Genomic DNA, 14,390 nt, shown 5'->3' with positions numbered 1-14,390 from the left:
GCCGATGCTGAGGATTCCTGAGCCGAAGACCGCGCATCTTGATCGTGGGCTTGAGGGTGGGGGACCAACGTGATGGTCATCGTCGATGACCGGGGGGCGTCGTCGAGGGAAGACCGACAACCTCTGACCTCGAAGGACCCCGAACCCCATGGCATTCAGCAAACTGTCCGCAACGACCACCAGCCTCGTCGCCGGCGGCGCGGCCGGCGTCCTCGGTGTCGCGCTGCTGACCAGCGGTGGTGGCACCTTCGCGGCGTGGTCCGACTCCAAGACGGTGGAACCCGGGACGATCCGGTCCGGGTCCCTGAAGATCGACGGTGCCTTGACCGGCACGTGGACCGACGCGGGCGTCAAGATCCCGGACATCGCGGCCTACAAGATCGTGCCCGGCGACACCATCACCTACACCGTGAAGATCCCGGTGAAGGTGGAGGGGGACAACCTGAACGCGAAGATCACCACCAACATCGGTGACATCGGCGACCATGGGCTCGCGCAGTACCTGACGTCCCAGGTTGCGGTGGAGGGGCCGGGCACCTCCACCACGACGATCGTCGACGGGGACTCCGCTGCCGATGGGCAGCTCCAGATCGAAGGCGTCGGGACTGGTACCTACACGGTGGCGGCAACGATCACGTTCAACGACTCCACGGAGAACCTCGCTGGTCAGGGCGAAAGCCTGAACCTCGGAAAGCTGGCCGTCACGCTCGAGCAGGTGCTCTGATCGAGCGTTGATCCTCGGTCGGTCACCATCATCTCGATAGCGAAGGGCGAGTCATGGCACGCGCGGAGGTGAGCGCCTCGCCCGGTGCACGGCACCGGGCGGGTGCTCGCCGCCGCACGTCCGGCATCCTCGCGCCGGCCCGCCGGTCACGCTCCCGCCGGTCCGGCGGCCGGTCGGTCCTGGCGATCCTGGGGCTCGCGCTGCTCACCGTCGTCGTCGCACCGTCCGGCACGACGATGGCGCGCTGGCAGGACTCGGCCACGCTCGCGCTGTCGACCATCCAGGCCGACAGTCCCGGAATCACCGTCACCGGGAAGCCTGACGGCACGTTCACCGTCACGAACACCTCGGCTCGAACCCTCCTGGACTGGTCGGTGGCCTCACTGAGCTTCGACGTCCGGGGCGCCGAGGGCCGGGCCTTGGACCACGGAGGGCCCGGCAAGGGCTGGGACCACAAGAACTCGTTGATCAAGGTCAGTGCCATGGGTGCGGGTGGCGATTGCACCCGCGAGATCGCCAAAGGACACGCCGGCCTGGACGAGGCGACCGAGTTCATCAGTTCCCAGAGCTCGCCCCTGTCGGCCGGAGCCTCCGCGAAGGTGTGCATCGAGGTCATGAACGGCAGCCTCGACCGGTGGATGGCGGATCACGACGTGACCGTCACGCTGTCGGTCGCCGCCGATTCCCACCCGGCGGGGTGGACCGCGGCCGGATCCGGCGTCGCGTCCTACGGGGTGACCGGCGGGGACGAGGAACCGTCGTCGAGCGACGACGAGTCCACCGGAAACGATCGGGATGAGCCGAGCGGCCACGAGCAGACCGGCGAGGACGCGGACCGCGAGGCCCGCGCCGCCGCCGCCGTACCGGGTGCGCTCGCGGCGGACACGACGACGACCGGGGTGGCCGACCCCACGCCCACCCCCACCGCCGACCCGACGCCCAGCCTCGCTGCCGAGGCACCGGCCGCGCCGGCGACGGACGTGGCTCCCGACGTCGCCCCCGCGACCACCAGGTCCGGCGACCGGACCGCCGCCGCCGAGAACCGGGCGTCCGACGCCACCGAGACGTTCAGCACTGCCGACAACACTGAAGTTCCCGGCGCTCAGGCCGATGAGTCGGGTGTGGTGACGGACGAGAAGGTGACGACCCCGGCGGCAGGTCGATGATCCGGGTGCTGCGCGCCGTCGGCAGGGTCCTGGAGGCGGCGGTCGTGGCGGTGGTCATCTTCGTCCTGCTGGCGGTGGTCGTCGTGCCGCGGGTGATGGGGTGGACCCCGCTGACGGTGCTCTCCGGATCGATGGAGCCCGCCATCCCGGCGGGGAGCCAGGTCGTCGTCGTCCCCGTCGCAAACGTCGACGCGGTGGCCGACATCCAGCTCGGTGAGGTCGTCACGTTCATGCCGCTGCCGGGCGACCCCACCCTGGTCACCCATCGCGTCATCTCCCGGGCCTTCAGCTCGGACGGCACGGTGACGCTGACCACCAGGGGCGACGCCAACAGCGCCGCCGATGATCCGATCGCGGCCAAGCAGGTGCGCGGCGTCGTCCGGTACTACGTCCCCTACGTCGGCCACGTCGCCAACCTGCTCAGCAACCAGCAGAAGAACGTCGGCGTCACGGCCGTCGCCCTCGCCCTCATCGCGTTCGCCGTCGTCCAGCTCGTGCGGTTCACCCGGACCCGCAACGCCGCACCCACCGCACCCGTAGAGCCGGCTGCACCTGCTGAGCCAGCTGCACCCGCTGAGCCTGCCGCACCCGCTTTACCCGCTGAGGAACCGCTGCCCGACACCCGGCGCGCCCGCCGGATCGCCGCCGCACGCCGCGAGGGGACCTGATGGCCCCGGAGACCCCGGCCAGCCGCCCCGGCCACGAGCGGCGCGGACAGTGGCCGGTCCCGGGGCCGGTCCGCGAGTACACGCCGTACATACCGGACGTCACGCTCTCGATGCACCAGCCGGTGCTCACCCGGCAGCTGCCCTTCGCGGCTGTCCTCCTGCTCCTGGTGGTCTCCTACCTCCTCAGCCGGCCGGCGGTGTTCGCCGAGACGCGGGTGGTCGGCGGGGTCGCCATCGCCCTGGTGGCCATCACGCTGGCCCTCACCGTCCCCTGGCACCGCGCGGCCCCCCGGTGGGCGGCAGCGGTGCCCATCCTGGACATCGTCGCGGTCGGGTTCCTGGAGTCCGGCGGGCTCCGGGTCGGCGCCATCCTCATCCTGCCGGTGCTGTGGATGTCCACCGCCTTCGGCACCGGCGGCATCATCGCCTCCGTCGCCGGCGGCACCGCCGCGATCTGGGTCGGGACCATGCTCGCCGACCAGCCGGCCGCGGTGTTCGACATCCCGACGTTCATCCTGCTCCCGGTCATCCTCGCGGCCACGGGCCTCTACCTCAACGTCACGGAGCGGCTCTCGGCGGCCCGCCAGGCGCTGATCTCCCGGCAGAGCGTCCTCCTCGCGGAGACGCTCGACGATTCACGCCGCCGGGAGCAGATGTTCGCCACCATCCTCAACACCATCGACGTCGACGTCATCGCGCTCGACGAGACCGGCCGCATCAACATGGTCAACCGGGCGCACAACCAGACCTGGAACGGCAGCCTCGCCGTCGGGGACACCATCGACGACCTGCCGCCCGAGCACCGCGGGTACCGCTCCGACGGCGTCACCGCCCTCCTCGTGGAGGAGGAGCCGTTCACCAAGGCGGTCCACGGCGAGGCGATGACCGCCGAGCTGCTGTGGTGGGAGCGGGGCGAGCACGAGCGCATCGCGCAGCGGACCACGGTCAGGCAGCTGCGGGACGGTGACGGCGGCATCACCGGCGCCGTGATCGCCGCCCACGACCTCACCGCCGAGCTGCACGCCCTCAACCAGCTCGAGGACTTCGTCTCCTCCGTCACGCACGAGCTCCGCACCCCACTGACCTCGATCCTCGGCTACCTCGAGCTGACGATCGACGACGACCGGACCCCGCCGGACCTGCGGGACCAGCTCAAGATCGCCGAACGCAACGCCGAGCGCCTCCTCGGCGTGATCTCGAACATGCTGACCGCGGCCCACACCCGCCGCGGCAGCATCGAGCTCGGACGCGAGGAGTTCGACCTGCGCGACGTCATCGCCGAGGTCATGGAGAACCAGGCGCTGCGGGTGGAGCGTGCGGGCCTGACCATGGGCAGCCACGGCGAGCGGGCGTGCCCGGTCTGGGCCGACCGGGCACGCCTGACCCAGGTCGTGGAGAACCTCGTCACCAACGCCGTGAAGTACTCCAAGAAGGGTGGACACATCGAGATCGGTGTCGAGTGCGACGACGACGCCGTCCGCCTCGAGGTCCGCGACGACGGTATCGGCATCGCGGAGTCCGAGCAGGACAAGATCTTCGACCGCTTCTACCGGGCGGACGCCGTGCGGAAGTCCTCCGTCTCCGGCATGGGCCTGGGGCTGAACATCAGCCGCGGCATCGTCCAGACGCACCACGGCACCATCGAGGTGCGCAGCAGCAAGATCGGCGTGGGGACGACGATGGTCGTCAGCCTCCCCGTCTCCGGCAGGGCGGCCTCGTGAACATCGAGCTCGCGGAGATCGAGATGCTCGTGGGATCCGCGGTCCTGCTGAGCGGCGTCCTGTTCATCGCCGACTCCTGGGGCCGACGCCGTGACACCTCCGACCAGATGTGGGCCCTGGCCCTCATGAGTGCCGTCGGCGCCAGCCTCGCCGGGGTCTTCTGGAGCCTCCACCCCTCGGCGTGGACCCTGGCCTTCCACCATGCCGGCCTGGTGACGGCCGTCGGCTCCGTGTGGAGCGGGGCGCGCGCCGCCGAGGGGCGGAACCCGTTCACCTGGTTGGCCGTGGCCCCGGCCGTGCCGGTCGCGCTGGTGGTCGTCCTGCTCGGGCCGGACGCGGCGCTCCACACGAGCCTCCCGGTGCTGCTGGTCGCGGTGGCCGCCGCCGCGGTGGGCACCGGGGTCCTGGTGTCCCGGGGCAGCCTGCGCACCCGCCGCGGTGGCCCGGTGCTGGGCACCGCGATGTTCCTGCTCGGCGCCTACTCGCTCTTCCGCCTCGCCCTCTACCTCACGGTGGGACCGACGTCGGAGGTCTACCACGCTCTCGCCGGCTCCACGGTGACCGCCCTGCTGACCGGGCTCGCGTTCATCGCCGCAGCCTTCGGCATGGTGATGCTCCGCTCGGCACACACCCCCGACGCCGGCACCGAGCGTTTCGACTGGCTCACCGGGGCGCGCCTGCCCCATGCGTTCGCGGTCCGCGCCAGACAGGTGCTGGCGGAGAGCGACCGGATGGGGCACACCGTGACCCTGGCGCGGATCGAACCCGAGGACGTCGCCGCCATCGACGTCGCCTTCGGGCGCGGCGCGGGGGCGGTAGCGCTCGCGACCGCCGGTGAGATCACCGCGATGCTCGAGCCGGCGGGGGCCGTCCTCGGGCTCACCACCACTCACGGCTTCGAGGTCCTCCTGCCGGCCATGCAGGCCTCCGACGGGCACCGGTGGGCGACCACCCTGCGCAAGGCCCTCATCGACACGCCGCTGGACGTCACCGGCGGGCACCTGCGCCTGACCATCAGCGTGGGCCTCGCCTCGAGCTCGGTGCACGGGTACTCCCTCGCGGCGCTGCGCGCCGGCGCCGAGGCCGCCGTCGGCGAGGCGCTGTCCGCCGGCGGGAATCGTGTCCGGGTCGCCGAGCTGCCCGTGGCAGCCCCGGCATGACCGACCTCGGCGGGAACGCTCCCGGGTCCTGGGGCGGGGTGGCCGGCGCGCTGGGGGTCGGCACGCTCGGCGTCGCGCTGCTGGCCGGGGCCGGCCCGGCGCCGCTCACCGACGGACCGGACGCACCCAGGGTCCGGGACGCCGTCGCGAGCGTCAGCCGCGCCGGGCAGCGGGAGCCGATCGAGCTCGGCCGGCTCGGCGACCTGCGGATCCAGCTCGCCGCGCCGGATGGCACCTGGACCGTGAACGGCACCGAGGTCGACCTCGACACCTATCGTCTGGTGCCGGGTGCGGTGCTGACCTACTCGGCGGACGTGGGCGTGCACGCCGACGAGCCCGCGGTCGCGGCGCTGAGTGCGCGGGCCACCGAGTCGTTGCCGGCCTCCGTCCTGGTGACCCACCTCGGCGTCGACGTCGACGGCGGGGCCGTGCTGGGCGACAGCACCGTCGTCGCCCTCGACGGGGAGGCGACGGTACGGGTCTCCCTGGACGTGGCGTTCGGACCCGGGGCGGTGGGCCGGACGCTGCAGGGCGCGACGCTCGCCATGCCCGAGGTGGTGGTGCGCGTGCAGCCGGCGGGGACCGGACTGATCGAGGGCGTGGTCACGCTGGACGGTGCACCCGCCCCCGGGGCGACGGTGCTGATCGAGGCGCAGGGCGCCGGTGCCTTCGCGCCCGTGTGCGACCCCGTCCTCGTCGACGGGCACGCCAACCCGAAGACCACCGGCAAGGCCGGCACGTTCGACTGGCCGGTGGTGGACGGGACGTACCGGATCACGGCCGTCTCCGGCGCCCGCGTCGCGTCGGATGTCGTCCGGGTCCTCGGTGGCGTCGCCGCCCCGGTGCTCGCCCTGACCGCCGGGGCCGTGGGCGGGGTGCCCACGGCCTGTGCCCCCGCGGGTCCCGGCGCGGTCGGCGCGGACCCCGCCGGGATCGACGAAGCCCAGCCGGCCGGTGTCCCCGCCTCCGGCGTGGGCACGAGCAGCGCGGGCCCGGAGGGGCTCTCCGGCCCCGCCGCCGGCGGCGGCGGGGCAGCACGGGGCGGGACCGGCCACGCCGGGAACGGGCAGGCCACGGCGTCCGTCCCGGCGGGGGAGCTCGGTGTCGTCGACCAACCCGGCGTGATCCTGACGCTCTCCGCCCTGATCGCGCTGCTCCCGCTCACGTGGTTCCGGCGCCGAACCCGCCGACTCACCCCCACCTCACCCCTCACCCCCGAGGGTGAGGACGGGACTTCATCACGCCCTCACCCGGAAAACCGGAGCGTGGTCCGGCAGTCGCTGGTGAAGTGAGATCGGACAGGACGCGGAGGCTGTGGCGGATGCCGTCGAGATGGCGGGCGGTACCGGACGTGACGGGGAGTGCGGGATGAGCGGGCAGATCGTGATCGACAGGACGGCCCAGCGGGCGCTCGACGAGCAGGCCGGGCCGCAGGGTGCGCGGGAGTTCGTCGCCCGGTACCTGGCGACCCTCGACGACCGCCTCTACCTGCTGCGCGCCGCGCTGGCCGCGCAGGACACGGCCCGCGCGCTCGTCTCGCTCCGCGGCCTGCAGAGCACGTCGGCGATGGTGGGGGCGGCCGACCTGGCGGAGCTGGCCCGTCAGGCCGAACCTTCGCTGCGGCACGGGAACTTCAAGCCGGTGCGCGACCTGCTCCCCGAGATGGTGGAGCTCGCGTCGAGGACGGCGACCGCCCTGCGGTCGACGGCTCACCTGGCGGGCGTGAGCCGGTAGCCGACCCCCCGGACCGTCTCGATGAAGCGAGGGGCCGCCGCGTCGTCCCCGAGTTTCCGGCGCAGGTTGGCGACGTGGACCTCGACGGTCCGCGTGTCGGCCTCGGACACGGCGGCACCGGTGATGTAGTCCTCGCCCCAGAGCCGGCGGACCAGCTCGGGCTTGGCGAGCACCCGGTGCGGTGCCTCGAGCAGTGCCTCGATGATGAGGTACTCGCTCTTGGTGAGGTGGACGGGCTCACCGTCCAGCTCGGCCAGCCGCGCCGGAGTGTCCAGCACCAGGGCGTTGTGTGCCAGCACCCCGTCGCGCCGGACCCCGGGCCAGCCGGGCGTCGCGGCCTCCGCGGGCACCGACGGGGTGTAGGCGGTCGGCGCGGACGGGCCGGACGCCATGCCCGGTAGCCGGATCGCGCGTGGCCGCCGCAGCAGCGCCTCGGTACGGGCGCGCAGCTCGCGGGGTCGGAACGGCTTGGTCAGGTAGTCGTCCGCCCCCGCCTCGAGGCCGAGCAGCGTGTCGATCTCCTCGTCGCGCGCCGTGAGCATGACGATGTAGGTGCTCGAGAAGGTGCGCACCCGCCGGGCCACCTCGAAGCCGTCGATGTCGGGCAGCGAGAGGTCCAGGGTCACCACCATCGGGTCGGTCTCGCGGACCAGCTCTACCCCGGCGAGCCCCGTGCTCGCCGTGTGGACCGTGAAACCCGCCTGACCGAGCACGGAGGCGATCAGACCTTGGATGTCCTCATCGTCCTCGACGATCACGGCGGTCCGTATCTCGCTCGCCTCGCTCATCTCTCCCTCGCCCCGATCATCCTCCGACGCTAGCAAGCCCCGGTGAACCGTGCCGAGGCATGATGAGTGAACCATGAGCCAGCACCCGCCCACGCAGGGGTACGCCCCGACGTTCCCGCTCCGCACCGTGGTGCTCGGCACCTTCCTCCCCTCGCTCGTGTTCGAGGTCGGGGTCGGGGCCATGATGCCGATCATCGCCCCGACCGCGACGGGGCTCGGGGCGAGCCTCGCGCTCGCGGGCGTGGTCGCCGCGCTGCTGCCGGTCGGCCAGATCCTCGCCGACATCCCCGCCGGGGCGCTGGCCTCCCGCATCGGGGACCGAGCGGCCATGATGACCGCCGGTGCCGTCGCGCTCGTGGCCTTCGCGGGCGCGGCGCTCGCGCCGAACCTCCTCACGCTCGGGCTGGCGGTGCTCTGGACCGGGGCGGCGTCCTCGGTGTTCAACCTGGCCCGGCACTCCTACCTCACCGAGATCACCCCGCCGCTGCGCCGGGCCCGGGTGCTGTCCACGCTCGCGGGCGTGCACCGCATCGGTATCTTCCTCGGCCCGTTCGTCGGCGCCGGCCTGATCCTCGCCGGCTCGGTGCGCAGCGCGTACTGGCTCGGTGCCGCGGCGGCGGCCGCGGCGACGGTGACGCTCGCGCTGGTGAGCGAGGACGGCGGGGGCACCCGCGCCACCCGCCGGGCGGCGCGGTCCGCGCGTCGGGCGGCCCGCGTGGCCGCCCCCGGTCCGCCCCTCCTCCAGGTGCTCGCCGAGCACCGCAAGGTCTTCCAGACCCTCGGGATCGCGGTGCTCCTGGTCGGCGCGGTCCGCGGCGCCCGGCAGACGGTGCTGCCGCTGTGGGGCGAGCACCTCGGCCTCGACGCGGCCACCACCTCCTTGGTGTTCGGCCTCGCCGGGGCCGTGGACATGCTGCTCTTCTACCCGGCCGGGAAGGTCATGGACCGGATGGGCCGGCTGTGGATCGGGGTGCCGTCGATGCTCATGATGGGCGTCGGCATGGTCGTCCTGCCGTTCACGACGACGGTCGCCGGGATGTCCTGGGCCGCCGTCGTGCTCGGCCTGGGCAACGGCATGAGCTCCGGGATCCTCATGACGCTCGGCGCCGACGTCGCGCCGGCCCCCGGTCGGGCCCGGTTCCTCGGCGTCTGGCGCGTCTTCCAGGACGGCGGCGCCGCACTGGGGCCGCTGGTCGTCGCCGCCGGGGCGGCGGTCGGCTCCCTCGCGGCCGGGATCTGGGTCACCGCCGGACTCGGCACCGCGGCCTCTGCCGCGCTCGCCCGCTGGGTGCCGCGATGGTCCGTGCACGCCAACCGGACGACACGCCGTCGGGCGGGGCTGCTGCCCGAGCGCGAGCGAGAATGACGCCGTGCCCTCCTACCGCGTGCGCCTGACCATCGGCCGCCTCCACCCGGGCGTCTCCCCCGAGCGGCTGCTGCCCGCGGCCGCGGCGGCGGCCGCGGAGACCGCGACGGTCGAGGCGAAGGATGTCGGCATCGTCGCGGGCCGGCCCGAGATCACGGTGCGGTTCACTGCGCCCGACGACCGCGAGGCCCACGGGATCGCCGCTCGTGTCCACCACCGGGCCGAGGACCTGGCCCAGGTGAGCGGCCCGGCCGTGGCCCGGCGGCGCGGCGCCCGCTGGGAGCCGGTGTAGGAGCCGCGGGCCCGCTCCACGCCGGGGTCCGGCCCCGACGGCCCCACGGCGGCCTATCCTGGGGGCGGAGGTCCGCCATGGCAGCGCAGCCCACCCTGATCGGCTCGGTCGTGCGCGCCCTGAACCTGCTCGACGCGGTCGGGGCGTCGGGTGCACCGGTGCCTGCCAAGAAGCTCGCCCACGCGGTCGACATCCCGCTCTCGACCGCGTACCACCTGTTGCGCACCCTGGTCCACGAGGGCTACCTCGTCCGCACCCCCGCCGGGTACGAGCTCGGCGACCGGGTCGACTCCCTCGCCGGCGGCACGGCCCAACCGCGCCGGGTACGCCGCGTGCTGGAGCAGCTGCACGACGAGCTCCACGCCGCCGCCTACCTCTCCGTCCTCGACGACGGCGAGATCCGCCTGGTCGAGATCGTCGACTCCCCGGCCGCGCCCCGCGTGGACCTGTGGGTCGGCTTCCACGACGCCGCCCATGCCACGGCCCTGGGCAAGGCGGTCCTGTCCTCCCTGCCCGAGCCGGACCGGCGCGAGTACCTCCGGACCCACCCCCTCGTGGACCTCACCCCGCGCACGGTGACCTCCCGGCAGGTGCTCGAGCGCGAGCTCGCCGACGCCGGGGCCGTGGCGGTCGACCACGAGGAGTACGCCGTCGGGACGGTCTGCCTGGCGGTGCCCGTGCCGGGCTCGGCGCAGGCGGTGGCCGTCTCGGTCCCGGCCCGGCGCGGCCCGGCCGTGCTCGCCCGGACCGATGCGCTGCGCCGCGCCGCACGGCTCGTCGCCCTCGCCGACGGCCCGCCTCGACCGGGCGGCCCCCGTATCACCATCTGAGAATCTCGCCCTTGTCCCACCGCGGGTCGGTGGCAGGGTGGAAGCCACAGACATCACGCCAATGGAGGCAACCATGTCGACCGATGTGTCCCAGCCGGCACCCGTCCCGGCCCGAACCGACGCCGGTTCACCGGCGCCCGACCTGCCGGACGAGGTCCGGATCCGGCTCTACGAGACGATGGTGCTCTCCCGCACCTACGAGGAGGCGATCCTGCGGGAGTACCACGCGGACAAGGGCCCCGGTTTCGACATCGGCAAGGGCCTGGTCCCCGGCGAGATGCACCTCTCCGCCGGGCAGGAGCCCGTCGCCGCCGGTGTCTGCGCCCACCTCACCGGCGACGACGCCGTCAGCGCGACCCACCGCCCGCACCACTTCGCCATCGCCCACGGCGTCGACCTCGACGCGATGACCGCCGAGATCTTCGGCCGGGAGAACGGCCTCGGCCGGGGCCGGGGCGGGCACATGCACCTCTTCGACCCCGCCGTGCACTTCTCCTGCTCGGGCATCGTCGGCGAGGGCTACCCGCCCGCGCTGGGCGCGGCCTTCGCCTTCACACGTCGCGGGACCGGCGGGATCGCCGTCGCCGTCGGTGGCGAGGGCTCCGCCAACCAGGGCGCGTTCCACGAGTCGCTCAACCTCGCCGCCCTGTGGAAGCTGCCGGTCGTGTTCGTCGTCGAGGACAACGAGTGGGGCATCTCGGTGGCCCGCACCGCCTCGACGGCCGTCACCTCCAACGCCGACCGCGCCGCCGGCTACGGCATCCCCGGCGAACGGGTGGAGGACAACGACGTCGACGCCGTCTACGCCGCCGCCGGCCGCGCCGTCGCCCGTGCCCGGGCGGGGGAGGGGCCGAGCCTCATCGAGGTCGCCACCCTGCGCCTGTGGGGCCACTTCGAGGGGGACGCCCAGGGGTATCGCCCCGAGCTGGCCGACGTCGCCTCGTTCGACCCCATCCCGCGCTACGAGGCCAGGCTCCGCGAGGCCGGCGTCCTGGACGACGCCACCGTCGCCCGCGTCAAGGACCGGGCCACCGACCGCGTCGAGGCCGCCGTCGCGTTCGCGAAGAGCGGCGCCGTCCCCGACCCCGCCGACGTCATGAAGTACGTCTTCGCCGAGGAGATCCGATGACACTCACCGACACCGCCACCCAGTCGGCCACGCGCCGGCTCAACACGTCCAAGGCCATGGTCGAGGCCATCGCCCAGGAGATGGAGCGCGACGACTCGGTCGTCTACCTCGGGGAGGACGTGGGTGCCTACGGCGGCATCTTCTCCTCCACCACCGGCCTGCTCGAGCAGTTCGGCAAGGACCGCATCATCGACACCCCGATCTCCGAGACCGCGTTCGTCGGCCTGGGCATCGGCGCCGCCACCGAGGGCATGCGCCCGATCGTGGAGCTCATGTTCGCGGACTTCATGGGCGTGTGCCTGGACCAGCTCTACAACCACATGGCCAAGATCCACTACTTCTCCGGCGGCAACGTCAAGGTACCCATGGTGCTCACGACGGCGGTCGGCGGCGGGTACTCCGACGGCGGGCAGCACTCCCAGACACTGTGGGGCACCTTCGCCCACCTGCCGGGCATGAAGGTCGTGGTCCCGGCCACCCCGGCGGACGCCAAGGGCCTGATGGCCTCGGCGATCCGGGACGACAGCCCCGTCGTCTACATGTTCCACAAGGGCATCATGGGGCTGCCGTGGATGGCGAAGAACCGCCGCTCGATCGACGTCGTCCCCGAGGGGGAGTACCTCGTCCCGATCGGCAAGGCCAACGTGGTCCACCCAGGGGCCGACGTCACCGTCGTCACGCTCTCGCTCTCGGTGCACCACGCGCTCGACGTCGCCGAGCGGCTCGCCGGGGAGGGCATCGGCGTCGAGGTGCTCGACCTGCGCTCACTGGTGCCGCTGGACCGTGAGGCGATCCTGGAGTCGGTGGGCAAGACGGGCCGCCTCGTCGTCGTCGACGAGGACTACCTCTCCTTCGGCCTGTCCGGCGAGGTGGTCGCGACCGTCGCCGAGCACGATCCCACGCTGCTCAAGGCGCCACCCGTGCGGGTGGCCATGCCCGACATCCCCATCCCGTACGCGCACGACCTGGAGTACGCGGCGCTGCCGCGGGAGGACCGCATCGAGGCCGCCATTCGGAAGGTGCTCGGATGACCGACGTCCTCTTCCCGCCGCTGAACGAGTCCGTGCCCGACACCGAGGGCGTCCTGGCCACCTGGTACGTCGCCGAGGGGGAGACCGTCGCGGCCGGTCAACTCCTCGGCGAGGTCCAGGTGGACAAGGTCGACGCCGAGATCACGGCCCCGGTGGCCGGGACGGTCCACCTACTCGTCGCCGAGGACGAGGCGGTCAGACAGGGGGCGCCGATCGCGCGGATCGAGTAGCCGCGCGGATCGGGTAGTACGGGCCGGTTCCGGCGGGATCAGCCCCCGGTTCCGGCGGGACCGGCCCCCCGACGACTCGACCCCCGACGACGTTGCGCAGCGGGCGACCAGCCACCAGCGCGGACAGGTTCTGCGAGATCAGCCCGTCCGAGCCGACCGGCCGGCCGCCCGCCGCGTGCGGGGTGATGAGGAGGCGGGGGGCGTCCCACAACGGGGAGTCGGCCGGCAGCGGCTCGACGGCGGTGACGTCCAGCGCCGCCCCGGCGAGCCGACCGCCGGTGAGCGCGGCGACCAGGGCGTCCTCGTCCACCGTGGCGCCGCGGCCGACGTTGACCACCAGGGCGTGCTCGGGCAGGGCCGCGAGGCGCTGTGCGTTCAGCGCCTTCGCGGTCGCCGGCGTGGCGGGCAGCACCATGACGAGGATGTCGGTCGTCGTGAGCAGCTCCTCGAGACCGTCCTCGGTGACCACCGGGAAGCCGCCGCGCGCACCGTCGCTGCGAGCCACCCCCGTCACCTCGGCACCGAGGGCGCGGAACAGGCCGGCCAGACGCTGACCGATCGAGCCGAATCCCCAGATCACGACGCGGGCGCCGAGCAGGGTGGTGACCTGCCCGGCCGGGTGCAGGGGCTGCGTCCCGCCGAGCTCGTCGGCCCACCGGTGGGCGCGCTGCGCATCGCGGGACTGGGCCAGGCGCCGCACGAGCGCGAGCGTCAGCGCGATCGTGTGCTCGCTGACCGTGGCGTCGTGCAGGCCACGCCCCGAGGTGATGAGCGTCCCCGCCGGGAAGCCGGCCGCCACCACGGCATCCGGGCCGGCCATGAGCGCCTGCACCCAGCGCACGCGCGGCAGGTCGCGGGCGAGGGCGGCGATGGACGCGGGGGAGCTGCCCCAGACGACGACGGCCTCGGCGTCGCGGTGCTCTGCGGGCACCGGGTCGTTGGGGCCGTACGGCACGGCCTCGACGCCGTCCGGAAGCGTGATGTCGAGGTCGACGCTCGTGGGGAGCAGGATCTTCATGGGTGTCGCCATCCTTCGGTGTTCGCCTCCGGCGCGGTGGTCCCCGGCGTGGTGGTCCCGGGTGCGGTGGTCTCGGTGGGGCGCCGGGCCCGCCTGCTCGCGCGGTATTCGTGCACGTACCCCCACGCGATGCCGACGACGCCCATCGTCAGGGCGGCGAGGCAGACGTCGAGCGCACGGTCGGGCAGCCTGCCGGCCTGGATGAGCACGAAGACGACGATGGTCGCGACGGCCCACCCCAGGGTGCCGGTGACCGTGAGCGTGACGGCGTTCACCCGGGCCGGTGGCGGGTCCGCCCGGCGGTCGAACAGGTGCAGGTCGGGCATGCCCAGATCGTAGGGCAACGCGTTCGGGACACAGCGGGTCTGCCGCGGCCCGGGACGATGCGCTCCGGACCGGGCCCGGGACGGTCGGGGCCGCCGGGCCCGAGACGGCCGGGGCCGCGCGGCCGAGACGATGCGGGCCGTGCGGCCGAGACGATGCGGGCCGTGCGGCCGAGACGTCCCGGGCCGCGCGGTTGAGACGGACGTCCG

16 protein-coding genes are annotated in these 14,390 nt (G+C 73.4%); 13 read left to right on the top strand and 3 right to left on the bottom strand.

Going from position 1 to position 14,390, the window contains the following annotated elements:
* Positions 1-148 precede the first annotated feature (148 nt).
* The 7 genes from ACYC1Z_RS03145 (at position 149) to ACYC1Z_RS03115 (ending at position 7,173) form a co-directional block, all read left to right on the top strand.
* On the top strand, positions 149-724 hold the full coding sequence (locus ACYC1Z_RS03145) for an alternate-type signal peptide domain-containing protein (RefSeq protein ID WP_461408076.1): 576 nt from the start codon (positions 149-151) through the stop codon (positions 722-724).
* Between the two features lie 53 nt (positions 725-777).
* Positions 778-1,890: a hypothetical protein gene (locus ACYC1Z_RS03140; protein ID WP_461408075.1), complete on the top strand. Its 1,113-nt coding sequence runs from the start codon at positions 778-780 to the stop codon at positions 1,888-1,890.
* Positions 1,887-2,558: a signal peptidase I gene (locus ACYC1Z_RS03135; protein WP_461408074.1), complete on the top strand. Its 672-nt coding sequence runs from the start codon at positions 1,887-1,889 to the stop codon at positions 2,556-2,558. The genes ACYC1Z_RS03140 and ACYC1Z_RS03135 overlap by 4 nt, the downstream gene beginning before the upstream one ends.
* Positions 2,558-4,279, top strand: coding sequence for a sensor histidine kinase (locus ACYC1Z_RS03130; RefSeq protein ID WP_461408073.1), 1,722 nt, complete (start codon positions 2,558-2,560; stop codon positions 4,277-4,279). The genes ACYC1Z_RS03135 and ACYC1Z_RS03130 overlap by 1 nt, the downstream gene beginning before the upstream one ends.
* Positions 4,276-5,439 (top strand): hypothetical protein, encoded by a 1,164-nt coding sequence (locus ACYC1Z_RS03125; RefSeq protein WP_461408071.1) that lies wholly within the window; start codon positions 4,276-4,278, stop codon positions 5,437-5,439. The genes ACYC1Z_RS03130 and ACYC1Z_RS03125 overlap by 4 nt, the downstream gene beginning before the upstream one ends.
* Positions 5,436-6,731 carry a hypothetical protein gene (locus ACYC1Z_RS03120; RefSeq protein WP_461408070.1) on the top strand — a complete coding sequence of 432 codons (1,296 nt, stop codon included), beginning with the start codon at positions 5,436-5,438 and terminating at the stop codon, positions 6,729-6,731. The genes ACYC1Z_RS03125 and ACYC1Z_RS03120 overlap by 4 nt, the downstream gene beginning before the upstream one ends.
* A gap of 76 nt (positions 6,732-6,807) precedes the next feature.
* The gene (locus ACYC1Z_RS03115) at positions 6,808-7,173 is read left to right on the top strand and encodes an Hpt domain-containing protein (RefSeq protein WP_461408069.1); all 366 of its coding nucleotides are present in this window, start codon (positions 6,808-6,810) and stop codon (positions 7,171-7,173) included.
* Here the strand turns inward: ACYC1Z_RS03115 and ACYC1Z_RS03110 are convergent.
* A complete protein-coding gene (locus tag ACYC1Z_RS03110) occupies positions 7,149-7,961 on the bottom strand; it encodes a response regulator transcription factor (protein WP_461408068.1) in 813 nt (270 codons plus the stop codon). The two genes, ACYC1Z_RS03115 and ACYC1Z_RS03110, sit on opposite strands and share 25 nt — an antisense overlap.
* 73 nt (positions 7,962-8,034) lie before the next feature.
* Here ACYC1Z_RS03110 and ACYC1Z_RS03105 point away from each other — a divergent pair, with 73 nt between their 5' ends.
* The 6 genes from ACYC1Z_RS03105 to ACYC1Z_RS03080 all read left to right on the top strand — a co-directional run bounded on the left by ACYC1Z_RS03105 (position 8,035) and on the right by ACYC1Z_RS03080 (position 12,839).
* The gene (locus ACYC1Z_RS03105) at positions 8,035-9,327 is read left to right on the top strand and encodes an MFS transporter (RefSeq protein ID WP_461408067.1); all 1,293 of its coding nucleotides are present in this window, start codon (positions 8,035-8,037) and stop codon (positions 9,325-9,327) included.
* 4 nt (positions 9,328-9,331) lie between these two features.
* On the top strand, positions 9,332-9,619 hold the full coding sequence (locus ACYC1Z_RS03100; protein WP_461408066.1) for a hypothetical protein: 288 nt from the start codon (positions 9,332-9,334) through the stop codon (positions 9,617-9,619).
* Positions 9,620-9,696: 77 nt separating this feature from the next.
* Positions 9,697-10,449 carry an IclR family transcriptional regulator gene (locus ACYC1Z_RS03095; RefSeq protein ID WP_461408065.1) on the top strand — a complete coding sequence of 251 codons (753 nt, stop codon included), beginning with the start codon at positions 9,697-9,699 and terminating at the stop codon, positions 10,447-10,449.
* A gap of 142 nt (positions 10,450-10,591) precedes the next feature.
* A complete protein-coding gene (locus ACYC1Z_RS03090) occupies positions 10,592-11,578 on the top strand; it encodes a thiamine pyrophosphate-dependent dehydrogenase E1 component subunit alpha (RefSeq protein WP_461408082.1) in 987 nt (328 codons plus the stop codon).
* Complete coding sequence (locus ACYC1Z_RS03085; RefSeq protein ID WP_461408064.1) at positions 11,575-12,609, top strand: alpha-ketoacid dehydrogenase subunit beta; 1,035 nt, start codon at positions 11,575-11,577, stop codon at positions 12,607-12,609. Before ACYC1Z_RS03090 ends, ACYC1Z_RS03085 begins: the two co-directional genes overlap by 4 nt.
* Entirely contained in the window at positions 12,606-12,839 is a 234-nt protein-coding gene (locus tag ACYC1Z_RS03080; RefSeq protein WP_461408063.1) for a biotin/lipoyl-containing protein, read from the top strand. Before ACYC1Z_RS03085 ends, ACYC1Z_RS03080 begins: the two co-directional genes overlap by 4 nt.
* Here the strand turns inward: ACYC1Z_RS03080 and ACYC1Z_RS03075 are convergent.
* Together ACYC1Z_RS03075 and ACYC1Z_RS03070 are read right to left on the bottom strand one after the other, a co-directional pair.
* Positions 12,805-13,857, bottom strand: coding sequence for a phosphoglycerate dehydrogenase (locus ACYC1Z_RS03075; RefSeq protein ID WP_461408062.1), 1,053 nt, complete (start codon positions 13,855-13,857; stop codon positions 12,805-12,807). The genes ACYC1Z_RS03080 and ACYC1Z_RS03075 overlap by 35 nt on opposite strands.
* Positions 13,854-14,183, bottom strand: coding sequence for a DUF2530 domain-containing protein (locus ACYC1Z_RS03070; RefSeq protein WP_461408061.1), 330 nt, complete (start codon positions 14,181-14,183; stop codon positions 13,854-13,856). Before ACYC1Z_RS03070 ends, ACYC1Z_RS03075 begins: the two co-directional genes overlap by 4 nt.
* Between the last annotated feature and the right edge of the window lie 207 nt (positions 14,184-14,390).

The sequence above is a fragment of the Georgenia sp. genome, from assembly GCF_054605595.1.
The sequence above is the reverse complement of the archived record's forward strand: the minus strand, read 5'-3'. Positions and strand labels throughout refer to the sequence as shown.